We start from the raw sequence: 22,802 nt of genomic DNA on the forward strand, positions 1-22,802 counted from the left end.
TCAGCGCCCGAACAGTGCCGCCTCGGCCCGGAGGCGGTCGACCATGGTGGTGGCCGGCGGCCGGTGATCGGCCGAGCGGATCGCCGCCAGCAGCGGGCCGAACGGGGCCAGGCCGTGCTCCCCGGCGTAGTAGCCGGCCGCGTCCGGCCAGATGAACCGCCCGTCGGTGCGGTAGGTCAGCGGGACCACCTCGCCGCGGGCCGGATCGACCACATCGGCGGCGAGCGCGGTGGTCAGCAGCACCGGGTCGGCCTGGTAGAGGTAGGCGGCCACCCCGGCCCGCTCGGCCTCGTCCAGGATCGGATGGTCCGCCTCGAACCGGGGGCCGCCCGCATCGTCCACACCGTCGAAGACCGGCACCAGCTCGGGCGGCCGGGCCTCGGCCGCCCACATCAGGGTCGCCGCACCGAGTGCCGCGCGCTGATAGTCCGGCAGCGATGTCCCGGACCGGAACACCTCGACCGCGGCCACCGCGCCTCGGCCCGCATCGAGCGCCGCAGCGGCGAGCCGCACCGGGTCGGCAGTGTCGCCCACCTCGGCCAGGACGATCCGCTCCGGCCCGGGGCGCAGCACACACCAGACGCCGAGCAGATCCGGCTCGGCCGACAGCCGGGCCAGCACCGGGTCGGACTGATCGATTCCGGTCAGGTCACGATGCCCGTCGAAGGGCTGCCAATCCTGGTCCGGCGCCCGCAGCCCGACGGTGGCCAGCGCCGAGGCGGCAGCCGCCGGACCCTGGCGGCCGGCCAGGATCGCGACCGCGGCCAGGTCCGCCGTGGTCAGGGTCGCTTCGATTTCCGGTACGGCGCGCAGCACCTCGAGCATCGCCGGGGGCCCGTCGCCGGGGTGCGGCTGGTCGTCCGGGCCGGCCAGGACGGCACGGGCCCAGGCCAGCTCGGCGTCCGGGATCACCCCGGCCAGGGCCAGCAGCAATCCGTGCCAGGAATCGGTCACCGGAATCTCCCCTCACTGCCGGACGCGCCGGCGTTCCACGATCGGTTGGTGCGTGCGCCGTGGTCGGCGGGAGGCCGCGGGCCGGCCACGGCGGAACGGGCCGGCGCCGTGGTGGACCCGGGGCTGATCGCGATCCACGGTCCGGCGGCACCGGGCCCGGCGACACCCGGTGGCGGCCCGACCGGGCGGTCCAGGCCGCTCGGTGAGACCTGCACGTAGCCGCCCTCGAAGCGCGGCCGCAGGAATCCGAGCGGATCCGCGCCAAGAGCACCGGTCCAGGTCTGCCCGGCCTGGTTGACCAGCAGTTCGCCCCGGACGCCGAAGACCCGGAACCGGGAGCCGAGCCGGGCCGCCAGGGCACGCGCCGCCGAGACCGTCCGGTGCCGGTCGCTCGCGGCGAGCGTGCTGCCGGCCAGGTAGACGTCGTGGTCCCCGGTCGGGTACCGGCGTCGCAGCTCACGCCCCACCACCTGAGCGAACACGTCGGCCGGGACCGGGCGACCGTCGATCACCGGCAGCCCGCCGGCGCCCGGCACCAGCACCGTCGCGGCGCCACGCGGCACTCGCAGCACCGGCAGCAGCGCGGCCATCTCGGCCGGCCATCGTCCGGGTACCGCGAGAGTCAGGACCTCCGGCCGGTCGGCCGGGCTCGACATCCACCCCGACAGCTCGGCCACGGTCACCGGCGACGGGCTGGCCGGCCGCTGTCGCAAGGGTGTGGTCGTCGCCCGGGCCGGCCGGTGGATCGCCACCGAGACCGGGCCGGCTTCTGGCGCGGTGAGCAGCGGCGGCGCGTTCAACGGACGCGTGAGGCCAAGCTGAACCAGCAACGCCAGGTCCTGCAACCGACGGGGTTCGAGATGACGGGCCAGTCCGTGGACGTGGTTGGCGATGTCGGTCCCCGGCGCGGGATCCTCGCCGTCGAGGACGGCATGCACGGACCGGACCGGCGTCGTCCCGAACACGTGAGGCAATCCCGGGTGTCGCAGGATCAGGTTGTTCAGGGCGGCGTTGTCGACGGCTGCGCCTCCGTGGAGCCGGACCGCAGCCTCGATGTCGCGGAACAGCAGTCGCCCCAGCGCCGCCTCAAGGGGCCCGACCTGATCCGGATGGTCGAGGAAGATGTGCATACCGACCAGGGTCAGCGTCGTTTCCACGAGCGACATGTACCCGCGCGGCACGACCGCGAACTGCCCGCCGTCGACCGGCGGCAGATTTCGCTCGGGCCCGGCGAGCGAGGCGGCGAACCGGGCCGTCTCGTCCCTCCCGAGGACGCGTTGCCGGGCTGCGGGCACCCCCATCCGCTCGCCCCATTCCCGCGCCGGCAGAGGCCCGGAAGCGAACAGCGGGTCGAGGACCATCTCGTAGACCCGGCCCTCGTGCGCCACCGTGACCAGCGGCGCCACGTGCGTCCGCCAGTGCACGGAACCCCGGTTGTCCCAGCTGGACCCGGACGTGCCGAGCATGCCGACATCGAGATCGGCGCGGATGTAGAGCTGGCGGGACCGGATCCCCCACCGGGCCAGCCGGATGCCGCCCAGTTGCGCGGTGACCAGGCAGCCGTCCTCCGGCGTGGCCGCGCCGGCGGGCACGATCGGGTTGCCGTCGGTGATCCCACGATGTTGCTCGACCAGCAGCTGGTACGCCCGGACCGCCTCGGCCGGAGTGATGACCGGTTGGTCCAGGTGACCGTCCTCGGTGGTGTGCCGCAGGTAGTCGGCCCATGGTCCGGGGAGCTGCGCGCGCACCGCGGCAATTCGTTCCGGTAGCCGCAGGTCCCAGGAGGGCCTCGGGAAGGCCGTCGCGTAGGCCCGGGCGAACCGGGTGAACTCGGCCGGATCCCGCAGTAGCGGGCCGATGGTCCAGAAGATCTCGATCGCCGCCCTGAGCGGATCGCCGTCGAGTGCCTCCTCAACTCGGTGAGTCGCATCGGTGAGCTCCCGGGGAGTCATCGGGCCGGTCGGGCGCGGGACAGCGATCAGCGTGTTCACGAGCGTTAGGAGGTCGCCCAGGTGACTTGGGATCATCTCCGGCAGCCGGTTCAACCCGCCGATCTCGGCGGCGATCTGGTCGCGCAGGCCGTCGTCGGCGAGCACCCGGGACAGCTCGCCGAGGAACCGGCCGGTCGCGTCGGCCGGATCGGAGCGCCGCAGGTCGCCGAGCGCCGTGTGCAGCCGGTCCGAGACCCCCCGCGGGTCGAGCGGGGTGTTCGGGCTGTTCCGCGCCCAGCCCGGCACACCTTCCAGCGCCGCCTGACGCAGCAGGACGTCGAGCATGCGCGGCGGAGCCGGGGTGGTGTCCAGATGATCCCCGACTATCGGGGTGGCCGGGCGCCGCCCGTCCATCAGCTTGACCCACGGGCCGGGCGCGGCCGAGCCGGGCCCGGCGGTGAGCCAGCCGTCGCCCAACGGCGTACGCCGGACCGCTCCCCTCTCCAGGGTCAGCCGCTGGAAAGGCACGGCGCGGCCGGGGACCAAGGCCCCCTGGGCGTCGACGGTCGCGGCTCCGCTGAACATCGCGCCGGTGGTGGTGCTGGCCCAGACGGGGGCGCTGCTGGCGATCACCGACGGGGCGATCGGGTGATTGCCGGTGGCGAGCGCGCGGAGCATCCGCTCGGCGACGCCGCCCGGCTGGTCCAGCTCGCAGCCGGCCAGCACGATGCCGTCGGCGGCCCCGAGCCGTACCGCCGCCGGTGTGACCTGTTCAAGGGCGGCGGCGGTCCAGCCGTCGAGGTCACCGGTGAGCGGCGTGTGCGTGGCGACGCCGACGTAGCCCTGCGGAAGCCGGGCCGCGCGGGCCACGGCCGCCACGTCGTCCGAAGCGGGACCCTGCGGTGGGCGGACCGCGACGGTCGTGGATTGGGCGGGTGGATCGACACTGGTCCGGGCACTGCCCGGGGCGCCGGGTGACACGGGACCGCCGGCCGGGTACGTCAGTGACGTCGGTGGGCGCCCGAGGTTCTCCTGGTCCCGCGAAGTCCGGCGGACCGACATCTCCATGACCCCGCCGGCGCCCGGGCCGGTGCTGTTCAGCTGACTGGCCGAAGCACCGGCCAGCGCGTTCGCGGCGGACATCAGGTACGGGACGGTCGGTGTCGACGGCAGGTCGGGCAGCATGCTGCGGATCCGTGTCCAGACCGGCCCGACCGCGTCCTCCACCCCGGTCGAGGCGAGCGGCATCCTGGCCGTCCCCGTTTCCGCCGTCATCGCCACGGTCGAGGTGGGGGCCGTCCGGATCGCCTCCGCCCAGGCCGGCGCGTCACGCAGGCTGAGCAGGGTCAGGCCGGCCGGAACGTCGACGGCCAGGGACGCGCCGCTCGTTCCCACCACGAGCACGGTCACGTCGGCGGTGTAGAACCGGTAGGCCTCACTCCGCTCGTTGTTGCGCTCGGTGGTGGTGCTCAACTCACTGCCGTTTTCCCGGCCGGAGTCCCAGGCGTACTCGAGGCCGCCGCCGACGCCGGCCTTCTTGGCCTGGAAGCCGAGAATCAAGGAGGCGTCGACCGGCCGGCCACCGTCGCCGGCGACCCCGACCTCGCTGCCGCTGAACTGGCCCATGGACTCCTTCGGCGCGACGGTCACCTGCTCATAGGCCCGCCACTTGAACCGGCCAGTGACCGGGTTCCGGTCGGCGTCACGCAGCTGGAACAGGCCGTTGACCAGGAGGTATACGGTCTCATCGCCGATCTTGACGCCGTCACCACGGAGCAGGTCCAGGACACGCGGGCGCAGCATCGACTCGGACGCTTCCCGGGTGGCGAGCAGGCCCAGGGAGGCCGGGCTGTCCCGGTCGGCCGGGGACGGGCCGGTGGCAACCTGCCCGGACGCCACCTGCCCGGCGTGCGGATGCCGGGCCAGGTCGATCAGCCGGGCGATCTGTTCGGCGGCCTTCAGGGTGAGCGGCTGGAACGATTCGTCACCGACGACGGCCGCGTTGTAGGACACCCGGGTTCGCAGGGCCGAAACCTCGGCGCGGGACAGCCACGCGCCGTTCTGCGGGGTGTGCGCCAGGGCCGGGGTGATGAGGTAAGGGCCGGCCGGAAGCGGGGCGACGGCGTGCCGCGCTGCGGTGGCCGGGGAGACACCGGCGTCGCGACCGCGCGAGGGCAGCGGCTCGGTGAGGTAGGTCGGCACGACGTACCGGACCGTGCCAGCCACGTTCTCCCGCCGATGCCGGGTCGTGCTGTGCAGCTCGGCGGTCGCGGTGAACCGCTCCCGCACCGTCCGGTAGAGCTTCATGGTGGAGTCGACCAACTGGCGCGGAGCGTTGGTGAACCGCACGTCCACGGCGATCGTCAGATTCTCGGTGAACTCGGTCATGTGCTTCGACTTGGTGTTCATCCGGTAGATCGTCTTGGTGGTGGTCGCCTCGCCGTGGCTGGTCACGCTGCCGGAGGCCGCACCACCGCCCGGTGCGACACCACCGCCGACGCCGGCTCGGTTGATGTTACGAACCCGGCCACCGGCGAAGGTCACGTCCGCGGACCCGGCGTGACTCTCCTCCGACTCTTCCTGAATCCCCTGGGCACGGTACGTGGCCTCGGCGCCCGGGCGTGGGTAGTCACCGGTCGCGACCCGCCCGAGCACCTGGGCTTGGACCGTGACGAATCCGGTCTTCGGGCCGTCGAGCACCGGGTACCAGCCGACCAGGCCGGAGCCGAACAGGTCGAAGTGACCGGACTCCAGGCGCTGCGAACGGAACGTCTCGGCGATCTGGCCGTGCAGAAGGTCGTACGCCTCGTTGCCGACCCGTTCGTTCGGCAGGATCTCCCAGAGCTTGAGCGTGCGCAGGATCCCTTCCAGAACCTCAGGGGCATCGATCTGCTCGACGTGCGTGAACGCCCGGGTGAGGTCCAAGTCGATCAGTCTCCGGGTCAGCCGCGCGCTCGGAGCGGGCGGCACTCCGGGCAGGCGCAGCAGCGACGCGAGGCGGTTGTCGGCCAGGAACGACAGCAGTTGGGCGCCCTTGATACGGACGACCTCACCGGTCCGGGTGGTCCGCCGCCGGTCCGGCGTGGTACCGGTCGGCCAGGAAAGCACCCGGACCTCGAACGCCACGGATGCCCGGTAGTGGCCTCCCCGGGTGGTTTCCCGGGTGATGTTGACCATCCCGTGCTCGCTGCTCCGGCTGGAACCGAGGGTCCAGTTCCGGCCACGGCCGACGGTGAAGGTGCCCCGGGTTCCGTGGTCGTCGTCGTCCGGCACCGGGTCGCTGTGTCGGGCCGGCTTGGTGCTGAACGCCCCGCCACCGCCGAGCGACGCCCCGTACGAGTAGTCGGTGCCGTCCTTGATTCCGGACTTGCCGAGGTGTTGGGAGTATTTCTCGATCTCGCCGTCCTCGGCGGTGTCGCTGCGGACCACATCGGTGACCACCATCCTGATCACGGCGGCCGACTCGGTGCTGCCCCGCCGGCCCAGCGGCACGTACCAGCCGCGCTGGGCGGTCAGATCACCGAACGCGGCGGCCAGCTCACCGCCCTCGCCGAGCATCCGGATCGGCTTCGGCCAGGTCATCGGGTTGGACCGGAGGTTGTGGGCCCGGGCCCAGAGCCGGGCGACCGCCGCCGACAGTTCCGGCACGTTGCCGAAGAACGGCCGGATGCCGTGCACACCGTACTGGCCGAGCGGCAATGCCCGAGCCGTCAGGGTGGTCCAGGCGGCATCGGTCGGCACCGGTTCGACGATGCGGCCCGGGGCGATCTGGTCCGCCTGGGCGGTGAATTTCTCGTAGAACGCCGGCACCGACAGGTGCTCGGTGATCGGATCACCGAGCACCCGCCGGACGACCGGATCGCCATCTCCCACGCTGACCGCGATGGTGAACTCGGTCGGGATCCGGACGCTGCGGTCGACGGTGAACTCGGAGCGGACGTACTCCTTGAGCGAGGCGCTCACCGACTGCTCGTGGCCGGTCTCCCGCTCGACGCCCGCCCGGCCGGCGATGATGCCGCGGGCGGAGCTGTTCCGGCCGACCCGGGCCTGACCGGCGGGCGCGAAGCCGACGCTGGACGACGTGCCGCGGCCGGCCTCGACCGCCGGGCCACGGACCGCTCGGGTGTTGGACAGCACCTGGTCGCCGAGCTCGCCGGCGATCAGGTGGCCGGGGTGGGCGGTGACCACCACGTGGTAGGTGCGCTCGCCGAGCCGGAACTCCTCCTGGGCGCCGGCCCAGACCCGGTCCGGTTCGGCTTCCAACGTTCCCTTGCCGTACGCCGCCTCGAGTAGCTGCCGGGCCCGGGCCCAGTCCTGCATCGGCACGTTCTGGCGACCGACCGCCTGGACGAGCATCGTCTGGACGGCGGGCAGCACCCGTTCGACGCCGGGCCATCTCGTCTCCATCGCCTCGGCGTGCCCGCGGCCGGCCGCCAGCGCGACCGGCATGTGCGGCACCGCCGGCCGGGGGGTGACGACACCGGGACGCAGGTGCGGGGCCATCGGCAACGGCGCACCGATCAGCTGGTCCAGCTGCTCCGGGCTCAGCGCGCGGGACAGATTCGACGGTGGCTCCGGAGGCAGGGTGATCAGTTCGGTGTCGGTGTCCCGCAGGATCCGGCCGAAGTGCCGGAGCTCGAACGCCGTGGCGTCACGCTCCAGGACGCCCAGCTCACCCACGACGGGAGCGGCCGGGATGTCGACGATCGACCGATCGGCCGCCTGGAACTCGACGACGGCGGCGAACTCCGTACGGTAGAGGTACTGGTCCTCTGTGGTGTTGAGGACGGTGTGGCTGCCGCTCTTCACGTCGAGGGCGCTGTCGGTGCCCCAGGTCCAGGACAGCTGCGGGCCAACCGTGACGTTGCCGCGGGCCACCGAGCCCGCGGCGCCCTTGAGGCCACGCGGCAGCAGTTCGAGCCCGGCCGACACGGAGAGACTGTCGGACCGATTGCGCGACGAGCCGCGGAACATGCCCTTGTCGTCGCGGATGGTGACCCGCGGCCTGGTGGTGCCGTCGAGACGTTGCATCCGGACCGCTTCCAGGCGGATCACCGGTTGGATCCGGAGGCCCTCGACCTCGATCGGGTCCATCACCACGCCGTTGCTGAGCACCGTGACGCTGCGGTTGCGGAAGGCGCGTTCGTTGAGCACGTCCGCGGTCATCCGCCGGGCGATGTGGGCCCGGCCTGCGGCGGACAGGTTCGGCACGGCCGCCAGAGCACGGTGCACGCTGCGGACCAGATCTCCGAGGCGCACCGCGTTGATCACCTCGCGACCGCCGGTCCCGGTGTCGCGCTTGCCACTGCTCCAATCCTTCGTGGTGGCCGCGGCCGGCCGGGGTGGCGCGGTCACGTGCGCGGTCGGGAAGCGGACCGCGAAGTCGCCGGCGTCCGGTGGCGTTCGCAGCGGCGGCAGCGGCCGGCCGTCGATCGAGATGTCGAAAGCCAGGGTTCCGGTGAAATCGGTGAGGTCGACGGCGAACAGCTTGCGGCCGGAGATCACCTTGAGGTCCTGCCCGGACCCGTGCCCCCGGGCGGTGCCGATACCGATCTTCGGGACCGAGACAAGGAGCCGGGAGATGTGATCGAGCACCGAGTCCAGCAGGAACTCCGCCCCGAAGTCCGCGATGGACTTCTCGCTGCCGCTCTCGGCCGCCGAGGCGACCGCGGTGGAGGCGAACGAGACACCGTACCGGCTGGTGCGGTCCGGCTGCGGGTCGCGCACGACCAGGTTCTCCGGACGCGGCCTGATCCAGACCAGACGTCCGGCGATCGGCATGGTCACACCCTCGTGCAGGACCTTCTCCCAGTAGTCCTGCAGTGCGGTGGCGTCCTTCGACCGGTGCGCCTGGGACAGCATCTGCTCGATCTGGTCGCGTACGCCCCGCAGGAGCTCCGGCTCCGGCAGGACACCGGCCAAGGCCGCGGCCATCAGGTCCGCGGTGTCCGCCGGGTTGGTGAAGTCGGCTGCCGAGACGGCGACCTCGCCGAAGGCGCCGTGCTCGGTGTACCAGGCGGCCCGGCGTTCCCGGACCACGCCTGGAGCCGCCGGCGGGTCGGCCAGCGCGCGCAGCCGGCCGCCCTGCCGGACGAGCGGCAGCACCGGGCCGGTACTCGGCCCGTGGAACGTGGTCACCGCCCCGGCCTGCGCGGTGGTGACCCGGGTGTGGTCCCCCATCTCGCCCAGAATGATCCGGATGCCGGAACGGGCGGCCACGACGTCCGGGTCGCGATTCGCGACCGGGTCCTCTTCCAGCGCGGCCCACTCGGCCCAGGTGGACTGCGGAAGCGGTACGTCGGCCACGTCGGCCGCCTGGCGCAGCGCGGCGATGAGGTCGCTGCCGGCGGTCACCGGGGCCGGCAGGACCACGCCGTCGGCGAATCGGAGTCCCTCTCGCAGACCCGTCGCCAGCGCGGACAGCGCTTCGGCCCGATCCCAGAGGAGCGCCATGGCCTGCGCGACGTCCTCGCCGTGTCGCGCGGCGGTGAGCATCTCGGCCGGCAGCTCGGCCGGCACCGAGCCATCCGCGTCGAGCAACGCCCGGGCCGCCTCGCGGCCCGCTGCCCCGGCGGCGTCGATCGTTGCGTTCCGGCCGGTCAAGGCCTCGATCGCGGCACCCAGCTCGGCCGTCACGAGCAGGTCGTACCGCTGCTCGGGCGTGCGATCGGGCAAACCGGCCACCCACTGGCCGAGGTGGTGCCGCAGCGTCGGGGCCGAGGCGTCCTCGATCAGCCGGCGGATCTCGGCGTGCTGGGCGACCACCCCGGCGGCGGTCAGGAACTCGTCCGGGTTCAGTCGTGACTTCTTTTCCGCGTGGCTGTTCACCACGTCGAACATGTCGCGGTACCGACCGGCTGTGGCGGTCACCGCCTCACCGGTGAAGGCCGAGGTCAGGCCGTCCAAAACGGGCTCGTTCGACCAGCGCCGGACGAGCACCTGGTCGGCCTGGGACAGGTGCATCAGCGGGTGGTCGACGGTCAGCGAGCGGGTCCGCTGAGGGCCACGCATCAACGACGGCAGGCCGTTCCTGAGTTGGGTCCGCGGGTCCATCCGAGCGCGGGACGACTGCGATGCGTTTGCCGGAGGGTCGTCCTGGCCGGTCTGCCGGGCGGCCAGGTCGTCCAGGGTAAGCCGGGTCATGCTCGGCGGATCGGAGATGTCCCGACTCAGCGGCAGGAACATCAGATCCGTGACGGTGCGCGGGGCGCGGGCCAGCCCACCGCGCTGACCGTCCAGGAACGACACGCCGTGCTCGTCGTGCACCACGACGAACGCGTGCGAGATGTCCACAAGGTCGCCCCGCACCACCACCATCGCGTGCGATCCGACCGGAGCCGCCGCCATCGTCTCCCGGATCGCCGCGAACCCGTCGGCCCGGAAGATCCGCGCCTCGCCGTCCGCCAGCCCCAGCGTCTGCGCCTGATAGTTGGCCAGGTCCCGGGTCGGCAACGGCGACGCCGCCGACGCCTGATGCGGTGCACCCTCGCGCAGACTCATCGACGTGGCGATCGCCGTGATCACGCAGTTGGTCTCGAACTCACCGCCCGTACGCTGCAACGGGTTGACCCGGTGCAGCCACGGGTACGTGACACGCACCCGGTCGGCCGCCACATCCGACTCGACCGCCACCGCGAACATCTCCGGACCACCCGCGGTCTGTCCGTGATCACCGGGCCCGTCGCGCCGCTCGTCCCGGTCCCGTCCTGCTTCCTGCTCGCCGCGCAGGTCATCCCGGTCACCGGAGATCCCCATCCGACCGAACGAATCCTCCAGCGTCGGTCCATCCGGCCGGTCTCCCGACGCCGACCGGGCCGATGACCCCTCCGGGCCGGCCTGCGGGGCCGGCGAGAACGCCTCCACCAACTGATCCAGCTGCATATTCGCCTGGTGGACGAGCACCCTGCCGTCATCCGACCGGACCTGGCCCGCCGCCGCCGTGACCCGGCCACGAATCTCCCGCAGAACCGTGTCGGCCTGATGAGCGACAAAGCCATAGGCTGCGAGCCAGCTCGCCGCCTCGGTCAGAGTCCGCAGCTCCAGACTGGTCATCTGGGGCCCCGCGGCAGCGCTCCGAGCCGGCGTGGCCCGCCCGAGTTCCTCGAGGATGGACCCGAGGTCTCTCACGTCTTCCAGCACCGGGCTTTCGAGCACCGAACGCAAGGTCGTCGTCAGCGAGGGGGACTGCCGGGTGGCAACCAGATCGACAGCGAACTCGTTTACCGCCCGAACCCTTTTTTCGATCCGTTTGTAATTAAGCCGCGCCGTCGCCAGATCTACCCGAGGCCGATCGAAGTCCCGCAATTCCAGCAACACCAGCGGCACCGGGAGAGCACCGTTGTTGCGGTCCACCTGCGGATACGTGTCTTTGAGGCCGATGCCGTCCGCCTGGGTGACGACGGTGCCGGGAACGGACAACAGCGCATTGTCCAGATAATCACCGATACTGCCGGCGCCCTCCGGCGTTCTCAACGTCAGCAAATCAGGCGGCGGAGCCTGCCCGTACAGCATCTGATAAGTCGAGTCGTAGTCGGGATCCGAACCCCGGAAACTTTCTACAAGCACCGCACGGATGTCGTCGGCCCGGCGTTCCATGAATCCCATCGCCGCCGGACTCAGCAGCGCCCGCACATTCGCAAAATTGGTCCGCAGCACCGCGCTCAGGGAGTTCTTGATCATCGCTCGCACGTTCTTGTACGAGTTCAGCACGGCGGCCGTGTGGGTGTAGGCGAGCAGCAACAGCCCACGCAGCTCCTGCACCTCCCGCACCGCTGTCAACGCATTCTTGTCGATGGCACGCCAGTCGGCGCCCAATAGATCAGCGGCAAACTCGGTAGCGAACCTGGCCGCGAACCTCCGTCCGTCAGCCATCATCCGCTGCGAACTCAGGCGGAAGACCCGCCCGTTCAGCCAGGCGAGCAGCCCGTCCACACCGGCCAGCGGAACCCCGGCCGTGTAATGCATGTGCAGATCGGGAGTCGCCCCCGGTGGCGGCGGCAGAATCTGCGCACCCCGCCCGGCATCCTCCACCACGAAGCCTTCGGACGACGGGAACAACTCCGCCAGATCGGTGCCCCGCATGGTGTCCCAAGTCGCACCCCGGACCACCTCAGCGCCACCCAACCGTCCCAACACATCCGCGATCGACCTGAACACCGCATCCCGGTCCTGCCGATCGGTGTCCCCGGGCACCACCCGGATCGGGTCGGAAACCACCTCCGCGATCCACGCACGCAGCCGGCTTCCATCCGAATAGCCAGCCCGGCGAGCAGCTTCTTCGGAACCGAAAACCCGCCGTTCAGGGGTCACCCAGTAATTCGTGTAATCCAGCACCAGACGCACCCCGGCAGCTGGATGACTCACCAGCACCTCGGCGCCGACCGCAGTGAAGCCGCGGCGCAACCGCACGATGTGGCGGTCCTCGCCCTCGATCCCCATCCCCGCATAGTCGTCGCTCACCGCATGATCGAGCTGCCCGGCCAGCTCCGAGGCCGACTCCGGGGCGGCCCAGTCACCCGGTGACACGACCTCGCCCCGGCCGTTCAGGATCACCGCGCGCACCTGAACCGCACGACGCAACTCCGGCGGCAGCACGCCCTCCGGACGGACCGGCTCGTCGCGTTGCGGATCACCCCACCGCACGCCCTCGGCGGTGTGGTGCAACAGCAACGCATGCCCGTCCCGGCCACCCGCGAACGTCACCAGAACCAGCGCGGTCGCGCCCGGACCGGATTCAGTCACCGCAGCACGCAGCCGATCCGGATCACCCACCCGAGCCCAGCCGTCACCGGCCAGCAATGCCTCGACCCGGACCCGCTGCGGCGCGTCGAGCCGGAGGTCGTCCGCCGCCCGCAACGGCCGGATCCGCTCCCCGTACACCGTCCGGGCGAATCGCCGGACAAGCGCGGCGCACTCGGCCAGCGTCGGGGTACCGGTCACCCCGAGCGCCCGCACCGCGACCAGCATGTCCCGCAACCTCGACACGTCGAGGGAAACCGGAGCCCCTGGCCAACCGGTCGGCCGCGATGGCCCGGCGGGCGGCGACATCGGCCCCTGCGACGCCGCGGCGGCAGCCGTGTCCTCGGGATTCTCTGGTACTTCTTCTTCCCGGATCGGCTGAAGACCGATCCACTCCTGGGTGGAAGGCGTTGTCCCCAGCGTGGTCGAGGCCAGGGTCGCGGCGGCGGTACGGCTGTTCACCGGGCTCTCGGACTCGTCGACGGCCTCAGGCCCGGCGGTCTCGGTGCCGGTGTCCTCGACCTCCTCGATCGGGGCGGCGGTCAGCGGTGGTGGTGCGGGCATCGGGGCGGGCGGGGCGAGCCGGCCGCGCAGGGCGGCGGCCTGCGGCGCGGGTGCCTGCAGGATGAGGGCTTCGCCGGTGATGGTGATCGCCCGGGCGACGGCCGGGCCGGTGGCCGGATGCCAGACGAAAACCCAGCGCAGCCGGTCCACGGTAACCCGGTCGACGTCGCGGCCACTGGTCTTGTCACCGGTCTCGCGCAGGCCACCGACGTTCAGGCTGATCTCGGTGTCGACCCTGCTGTGGAATCCGAGGTCGAGCTGTCCGGCGCTGCTGTTGGTTCTCGGTTGCCCATCGATGCCGGCCGACGGGCTGTCACCAAAGCCAGGTGCGGTCCGGCGGCCGGTCAGACCCATCCTGCTGGTTCGGTTCGCTGAGTGCGTACTGCTCAACGACGTGGTGGTGCGCTGGTAATCCTTGATGATCGTGTTGCCCATCCGGGCACCGGTCGGGCCCACGTCACCCGTGGTGCCACCGGCAATCGGCTCGGGCACCCCGACGTGGATCTCCAGGCTGCCCACGTCATCGGAGAGATAGCCGGGTTCGGTCAGCTCGAGCGGCAACCGCTGCCCGCCCAGCAGCGGGATCAGCCACTGGTTCAGGAACGCCGGACTGACCACCTTGTCGATCCGGTCGTTCATCCGCTGCCGGCCGATCATCCACGAGCCCGGCACTGAATCCGGCCCGAACATGTCCTGCACCAGATCCCGGATCTCACGCAGCCCGCCGATACTCGCGACCCGCGCCTCCTGCAACAACTCCGGATCCAGCGACGGCGTCGGCACCGGCAACTCCGGCAGCGCCTGCCGGGCAGCGATGGTCTGCCGGATGCCGGTACCCCATCGGTAGAGCCCCGCGACCGAGGGTACGGCCAGGTCGACCAGCTGCGCGATCGGCGACGGCAGAACGGTCGTCCACGACATCAGGGGACCCGGCAGGGCAGGTAGTACCCCGGCCGGCCGGAAATCCTGCACCTCTGGCGCCGGACGCGGCTGCGGACGCTGCCGCTGCAGCAACTCTTCCGGCCAGGCAACCTGCAGGCCGTTCGGCACCACCTCCGGCTCGATCGTGTACTCGGTGTGCACCCCGGGAAGCAGCGTCACCGTGTTCAGCAACCACGGACCGATTCCCGGCACCGCCCGAACCCACGGCCCCAGCCACGGCCCGAACGAGTCCGCCAGCCACGGTCCGGCCACCGGCAGCGACCGGACCCCACCGTTCGCCGTCACCGCCCGGGTGAGCGCCCCGAAGAGCGGCGCCAACGGCACTGACAACGACGAATCGATCGTGACGTGGAGCTGCCGCTCCAGGCCCATCGCGAACTCCGCGTTCCGGGTCGGGAACTGGCCACCCGCCGACGTCAGGTACGACACGTACTCGTCGAAGACGTTCGACGCTTCCTCGGCCCGCGTGAACTCCCGGTGGTACGTCCCGCTGGCGGTGACCGCCCAGTCCGAAGCGAACGGGTCGGCCGTGTCCGCGATGAACCTCAACGCCGGCCCACCACCCCAGTTGGTGCTCCGGGAGTTGGAACTCGACCAGGAGGCCTGCCGCGAGTTCTTCTGCTCGATCACCTTGGCCGAGTCCTGCCAGCCGGTGAACGTGGGATTCAACAACTGCTGCGACATCCGCACCGTCACGGTCTGGTTCACCCCTCCCGACCGGACCGGGAACACGAACGAGAACTCGTTCATCGCCGAGACCAGCAACGCCCGCGTCGCGGTCTGCGTCGTCGCCTTCGTCAACTCCTCGGCGATCACCTCCGCGGTATGCCGGTCCACATTCGGCCGGATCTCGTCCAGCATCCGGGCCCGCAGATCCCGAGCCTGCGGAACCCTGCCGACCATCATGTAATCCAGGCCGTCGTTACGCAGCACACTGGTCGGCGGCAACAACGTCGCGTCGGCCGGCGAGATCACCGGCGCCGGCACCGGATCGGCCAGCCCGACCTCACGCGCCCGCTCCACCGTCATCAACCCCAGCGTCCGCGCCGTCACCAACCGCGACCGCGACGACACCGGCGCCTGACCCGGCAACAGACTCCGCAGCAGACCCGGCAGCTCAACCGGCCGTTCCCGCACCGTGACGATCAGATCCGTCGACCCCAGCGCCCACACGTGCGGGCCCATGTGAATGGTGACCCGGTCCTCGTCACCGGCCAGCCCACTCTGCTCGGTCACCGACGAGCCCCGCGAGTAGTTGCCCGAGGCCGTCGGATTCAGACCGTAGGGGCCACCAGCCCCGACGAACGTGGCCCCGATACCGCCCACGATCGACGGCTGGAAGTTCGCCGTGCTCTGGTTCTGCCCAACCGCGGCATGCAACAAAGAGTGCTGATACGAGTACGAGTGGTCGCTGAGCCCGATTTCGGTCAGCTGCCGCGGCACCGCCTGCAGCACCACGTCGTATTGACGCTCCTGCCCGGTCAGGCGTTCCTGCCACGATCTCGAGCCGAGCAACCCGAAGTCCAGCGTGCCGGACCAGACCGTGGCCTCGTCGAAGTGCTCACGCACCCGGGGTCCGGCGGCCAGCAACCGTGAATGGATCTCGGCCAGCACGTTCGCCGGCAGCGCCGTGACACCCAACTCCCGGAACCCGTCAAGGGCCGAGCCCATCAGGTGCCCGGTGTCCGCGACGAGCAGGACATCCTGCAGGTCGTCCTGACCGTTCAGGGTGATGTCCCAGACCCGCGGCGGGGTCGCCGGTCCGGTGGGCATCCGCACCACAGCACCGGACACCTCGTCGACCGCGGACCGGAAGTCGAGCGTCGACCGCCACGCGCCGGACTCGTCCCGTTCCTGCACGAGGTCCTCGGCCACCTGCATCTGCACACCGACGGCCAGCCCGGCCTGCCGATCGAGCACCCGCCACCCCGGAGCCGGCGCAGACGGCGAGGACACGGTGTCCGGGAAAGGCCCGACCACGGGGCCGTCCGGACGGCTCGGAGCGATGCGAGCGGGCCCAGGCGCGCCGGGGCCCGCTGGGACGGCACCCGGCGGCACGACCGCGAATTGGTTCGGCGTTCCCGACACGAGGTGGGCCGGCGGCGGCGGCATGAGCGGGGCCACCATGCTGGCACCGGTGGTGAGCACCAGCGGGGGCAGGCCGGCCGGGGCCGGGTTACGCGCCGACGCGTCGTACTGCGGGCGGGACGGGGCGACGACCAACTCGATCTGGAAGGTCACCTGACCGCCGAAGACCGACAGCCACTTCGCGCCACCGCCCTGCGAGCCGGCCACGTCGTAGCCGCTGGACTCGGTCCGCGACCGGGACATCCCCAACCGGCCGCCGAGCCGCCCGCTGCCCTGACTCAGGTGGTCTTGGCCGGCGAACTGGTAGCTACCAAGGCCCTCCAGGCCCATCGACGCCGCCCACTTACGCGTCGTCGAACTGCCGAGGCTGTTGTTCGTACCGTAATAGACCTCGGAGTTCGCCGCCTCGGACCCGGTGTGGCTCTGCCGGCCCGGGTCGTAGACCGCGGTGACCCACAACGCGACCTGCTCACCAGCCCAGTTCTCCGGACGCGCCAACACGATCAGGTCACCGCCGTTGACGATCACCTCGAGCCGCCGCGCCAGCTCCTCCGGATTCAACGCTCCGGACAGCAACTCGAAGTTGTCGAACTCCCGGTTGTTCCGGTCGTGCACGACCCCCGGGAACGCACCCGGCATCGGCAACGAATCACCGTCCAACGGATCCGGCACCGTGGTACCCGGCAACAACTGCGGATAATTTCGGTTGACCAGCCGCAGCGCCGACTCCAGCACCTGGGACGGGTCGCTGGTCCAGTCCTTGAGCCGGGCCAGCGGTGGCAGCCAGCCCGCGTACTGCGGCGGTACCCGCAACGCACCCGGTTCCCGGCCCCGCCGGGCCTCCGAGTCGGTACGCTCCTTCACCGCATCCGGGTGCTGCGACACCATCGCCGCCTGCTCCGGTGACGGCGCGGTCAGCAGATTCAGCGGCCGGCCGCCCTGGGCCACCAACCTGTCCGCGTCCACCTTCAACATCCGCAGCCATGTCGTGACCAGAACCTGCCTCGACTCGGCCCGGCCCTGCTGCTCGGCGGTCACGGTCAACCGGGTCGTCGCGCGGACGAACACGGTGGGCTCATCGACGTACTTGACCTTGAAGATCTGCACCTGGCCGGTACCCGGACCGGACCGGCTCTGACTCACCGAAGACATCACACTCGGCGCCAGTTTCACCGCACCCGTCCACCTCGGCGAGATCGTGAACGGCAGTTGCGGCAACACTGTCGGCTCGAAGGTTTCCTCCGCGGTGGTCGGCTGCGACGTCGTACGCACGTAGACATCCTGCGAGTCGACCCGGCTGAACTCGTCGAACGGGTTCACCACCTGCAGATCGTGGAAGCTCGCCTCGATCGTCACCGAACTCTTCCCGGACGCACGCCCGAAAAGGTTCGCCTGATGCAACTGGCCCGACCGGTAACCACCGGACGCGGCCTCGGTCAGGTTACCGAGCACCTGCTGGACATCCACATAGTTCAGCAACTGACGGCCCGCACCGGAACCACTGCTGTCGGCGACCCCCGGCGGCACCACACCGAACACCGCCGCCCGCACCTGCGACACCCCGGTCGCCGCGACGAACCAGGTGTTCCGCGGCAACCGCACCGCCGGCGACCCAACCGTCAGAACCGGCGCATCCGCCGCATCCGTACGCGCCGAGAAACCCGGCGCCCGAGCAATCCGATCCCGCGTCCGCTGATGCTCATCACGCAGATCAGCCGCAGTCGCATGACTTTCCTCATGACGCTCGCCCCACCACCGGGCGTCCGCACCACGCGGACCATCACTCCCCCGCTCGGCCGAACGCGCATTCTCCCGGTCATACCGCACCACCACCGCATCCGCAACAATGCCGTCGGCATACCGCACCCGCTCACCCGGCGCCTGAACAAACACCTCCACACCCGTCGACCGATAACCGAACGTAACCCCCCGATAACTGGTCGCCTTCGCCGCGTTCGTGGTCACCGCGGTCACCGCGGACCTACTGGTCGTCGACTCGCCACGCAGCATCGAACGCAGCTGCCCGGCCCACGACAAGGAGTCCAGCCAACTGCTGTCCTCATCGAACTGGTCCGTGCTCGCGTAGTGCGGCGACAACTCGATGCCGGAACCGAGTGACCGGCCGGTCGCGATGGTCCGCTGCGCCTCCAGAATCTGCTCGGTACGCGACTCGCCCTTACCCTCCGGCAAAACCCGATACCCACCGAACGTGCCACTACCCACCAGCGGAGTACCCCGAGTGTCGGTCAGCTGCTGCCAATCGGCCAGCCGCAACCGCACCGTCACCTCATGAACCACCCCACGCACCGGCACGAACACCGTCAGCTGATCACTGACCGCCTGCTGGACCTCCCCCACCAGCACATCCGCACCCCACCGATCACGCAACCACGAACGCACCCCGTCCCGATCCTCGACCGGGAACCGCCCGGCAACCATCTCGACCAACTCGTCCTGCAGAACATCACCGACCAGATCGACCGTGTCCATCCCCACCGCCTGCCACAAACCACGGTCCGTGCCGTAGGTGGGCGGCGCGAACACCATCCGCGCATCACGCTCGTCATAAAGATCGACCCGCGTCGGCGGCAACGCATCGACAGGCTCCGGAGCGGCGAGCGTGTCCGACATCTGCGGCCAGGCGTCGTAATGCTCACCGGCACCGTCGTACCAGAGCCGCAACGCCTCACCACCGGAACGCTGCACCAACGCGTCCGGATGTACGTAACCAGCCGGATTCACCCCGTCGCCGATCACCAGCGGCAAACCCAGCGCATCCGCAACCAGCACCGGGAAACCATCACCAGCACTCGACGACCAAGAATTCGACCACGACCGGACCTGCCCCGCCAAAACCACCCGATCGGCAGTCGTCGGAACATAGTCGGCAGGATTCTCGGCCACCCCGGACCGGATCGCGACCTCCCCGAAACCCGGGAACGGCGGATCCAGAACCAACTCCGCGAGCCGGCCCGACAACACCCGCAACACCGCCGGGAACTCACCATCGGCCAACACACCCCGCGCGGTCACCGGATCCGCCAACCGCACCGGCAACCCCCGCAACCAGCCGACCTGCGCCGGACTGAAACCACCCAGCCGGGCCACCGCCTCCGGCGCCGACAACACCGCCGACGACAACACACACCAACCATCACGCGGCACCCGCAACACCGGCCGCGGACCCACCACCGGACTCACCACAACCTCGGCGGCTCCGCGAGACACCCCGAACGGCGCCCGCACCACCACCGGCTCCGACGGCACCACCGAAGCACCACGCCAACCCGGACCCGGACGACCCGGCGCAAACCGCGCACCGCCGTACCGCGCCAACGCCACCCCGAGATCCACCTCGGTGACCTCGGTGTACTCCGGACCGATCTGCCACCACGCGTTCTCCGGCGAAACCCGCAGCGTCGTGTCACCCGAGATCCGGCCCGACAACAGCGAACCATCGGTGCTCACCACGATGTCCGCCGGCGTCGCGAACACCGTGCCGCCGTAGGCCTCCGCGAACATCTCGGCGAACGTCATTCCGCCGGCCACCGCCAGCACCACCACCCGCGGTTCACCGGCACCCGGCTGCGGCTGGAACTCCTGCGACCGCGCAAGAACAGCAAGGTCCTCCGGCGAATACCGCCCGCCGCCATGCTCCTCGGCCAACACCACGCTCCCGGCCGCATCCATCCGGCCACGCAACACCAGCACGCCGGAACGCTCCCCGGTACCGGTGATCGAGAACTCGGCCGGGACCACCGTCACCGGCCACCGAGCGCTCGGCGGACCGTCGAGCACGGCCGACCAGCGGCCACTCGACGGGCCGTCGAACGTGGCTGACCAACGGGCACTTGCCGGGCCGTCGAGCATGACCGGGCGGCGGGCGCTCGGCGGACCGTCGAGCGTGACCGAACCATTCGGCTCGGCAGCCGCCGTGCCGCCCTCCAACGGAGCACCGAGCAACGGTGGCGCCACCATCATGTCGGCCAGGTCGGCGTCCTCGGCCGGCAAACCCACAGGCGTACCGACCTCGGCCACCGGCACCACACCGACAGGCACGAACAGGATCTGATCGGGATCGGACGGCAGCATCGCAGGACTGCCGTCCTGGCTGTCCACGAACAAGACACCGTCCGCGTCGTGCACGACGTTGAACACATGACCGCGGTCACTACCCGCGGCCCGGGTGATGACGAAACCGTGCGCGCCGATGCCGGCCGCGCCGACCGCGCCGGCCACCTCAGCGAAGCTGCCGACCCTGGTCAGCCGCCGGTCCTGGGTGTCACCGGAGTCATTCGCGTACGCCACGACGTCCCGGACCGGCAGACCACGCTGCCCCCGATCCAGCGCCGGGGCCTGCCAGACGGTCTCCGGATCGGACACCGTCATATGCGCGGCGATGGCCGTCAGCATGCAGTTGACCAGCCAGTCGTGCTCCGGACCGACTTCCCGATCGTTGACCCCGGCCAGCACGCCGTACCGGTCACGGAACGCGGCGCCCGCGTCGCCCTCCGGACGCCACCAGGTGAACGCCTGCGGCACCACCGGGACGGAATCGCTCGGCGTCACGTCCACCGGTACGGCCGGGGACAGGCCGGCCGGGCGGGGTGTCTCGAACGCCTGGGTCATCCGGCTGAGCGCGGGCGGCAGGTGCCCGGGGGCTCCCTCAGCGGACAGGTCGGCGGTGCCTGCCGAGGTCGTGGCGACGTCCGGATACGCCGGCAAGCTGGTTACCAGCGCCCGTCGGCGGGCGTCACCCTCGGTGAATCCGGACCGGGTACGCCGGTCCTCGATGTTCCCGGATTCAGCGGCGTTGTCGACCGTCTCGGGAGCGGCGGGCTCATCCACATGGATTACCTCGACGTGAAGGGAATCGTCGGTATCGAGGTCCACGCTGTACGCCGATGCGGTGTCCTCGACCTCATCGATGTACACCTCGATGTGGGCGATTTCGACGTCGTCCGATCGCTCGCCCGAACGGGGATCAATTATCTCGATGTCAATCGATGCAGTGTTCTCGGAGCGGGATCCGGCGCCCCCGAAGAGCGACGCGTTGTCCTCGATGGGGGCAACGGTCAGCGGTGGTGGTGCGGGCATCGGGGCGGGCGGGGCGAGCCGGCCGCGCAGGGCGGCGGCCTGCGGCGCGGGTGCCTGCAGGATGAGGGCTTCGCCGGTGATGGTGATCGCCCGGGCGACGGCCGGGCCGGTGGCCGGATGCCAGACGAAAACCCAGCGCAGCCGGTCCACGGTAACCCGGTCGACGTCGCGGCCACTGGTCTTGTCACCGGTCTCGCGCAGGTCACCGACGCTCACGCTGATCTCGGTGTCGAACCGGAAGTTGACCGCGCTACCGAGCTGACCGGCCCGGCTGTCAGCCATCGGATTGCCCTTGGCATCGATCGGCGGGTTGTGGCGATACCGGAAATCCGTCTTGCGGCCCGACACACTCAGCCCGCTACCTCGCGATGCCGAGTGTGAACTACTCAGCGACGTGCTGTTGCGCTGGTAGTCCTTGATGATCGTGTTGCCCATCCGAGCCCCGGTCGGTGCCACGTCACCGGAGGTACCGCCCCGGCTGCCCGGGTCGGGCACCCCGACCTGGATCTCCAGACTGCCCAGGTCGTCGGAGAGATAGCCGGGTTCGGTCAACTCCAATGGCAGCCGCTGGCCGCTCAGCAGCGGGATCAGCCACTGGTTCAGGAACGCCGGGTTGACCACCTTGTCGATGCGGTCGTTGAGCCGCTGCCGGCCGGCCATCCACGAGCCCGGCAGTGGATCCGGTCCGAACATGTCCTGCACCAGATCCCGGATCTCACGCAGCCCACCGATGCTCGCGACCCGCGCCTCCTGCAACACTGCCGGATCCAGCGACGACGACGGCACCGGCAGCTCCGGCAACTGCTGCCGGGCGGTGACGGTCTGCTGGGTGCCGGTGGTCCACCGGTAGACCACCGCGGCGATCGGCCCGACCGTGGCGAGGACCTGCGGCATCGGCGACGGCAGGGCGGCCAGCAGGGAGGTGAGGAATCCGGACGGGGCGGGCACCACCTCGGCCAGGCGGAAGTCCTGCACCTCCGGAGCGGGGCGCGGCTGCGGACGCTGCCGCTGCAACAACTCCTCCGGCCAGACGATCTGCAGTCCGTGTGACAGCACCTCCGGCGCGATCGTGTACTCGTCGTGCACGCCGGCCAGCAACCCCGCCGTGTGCTGCAACCACGGCCCGGCCACCGTGGTCAGCCACGGACCGGCCACCGGCAACGCATGAATCCGCTGCCCCAGCCACGGCCCGAGGGTGTCGGCCAGCCACGGGCCGGCCACCGGCAACGGCCGAACCCCACCGGTCGCGGCCACCAGCCGCGCCAGCGGCCCGGCGATCAGCCCGACCGGCCCCGGCACCGACGAGTCGATCGCGACCCGGATCTGCCGCTCCAGACCCAGCTCGAACTCCGCGGTCCGGGTCGGGAACGGACCACCGGCCAAGGTCAGATACGACACGAACTCGTCGAACACGTTCGACGCGTTCTCGGCCCGGCCGACCCGCCTGCTGTACGGCACACTGCCGGTGATGTTCCAATCCGAAGCCAG

Annotated in this window: 2 protein-coding genes (1 of these 2 running past the window's edge); both read right to left on the reverse strand. The window is 70.7% G+C overall.

Annotated elements, in window-relative coordinates:
• The gene (locus ACSHV8_RS21980) at positions 1-954 is read right to left on the reverse strand and encodes a hypothetical protein (protein WP_436535625.1); all 954 of its coding nucleotides are present in this window, start codon (positions 952-954) and stop codon (positions 1-3) included.
• On the reverse strand, positions 951-22,802 hold the 3' portion of the coding sequence (locus ACSHV8_RS21985; RefSeq protein WP_436535626.1) for a toxin glutamine deamidase domain-containing protein. Its footprint extends 10,572 nt past the window's final position; the window shows 21,852 of its 32,424 coding nt (coding positions 10,573-32,424); the start codon falls outside the window, past its right edge — the gene reads right to left on this strand; it ends in the stop codon at positions 951-953. The genes ACSHV8_RS21980 and ACSHV8_RS21985 overlap by 4 nt, the downstream gene beginning before the upstream one ends.

Source organism: Actinoplanes sp. HUAS TT8 (assembly GCF_051380535.1).
Taxonomy (GTDB): Bacteria; Actinomycetota; Actinomycetes; order Mycobacteriales; family Micromonosporaceae; genus Actinoplanes.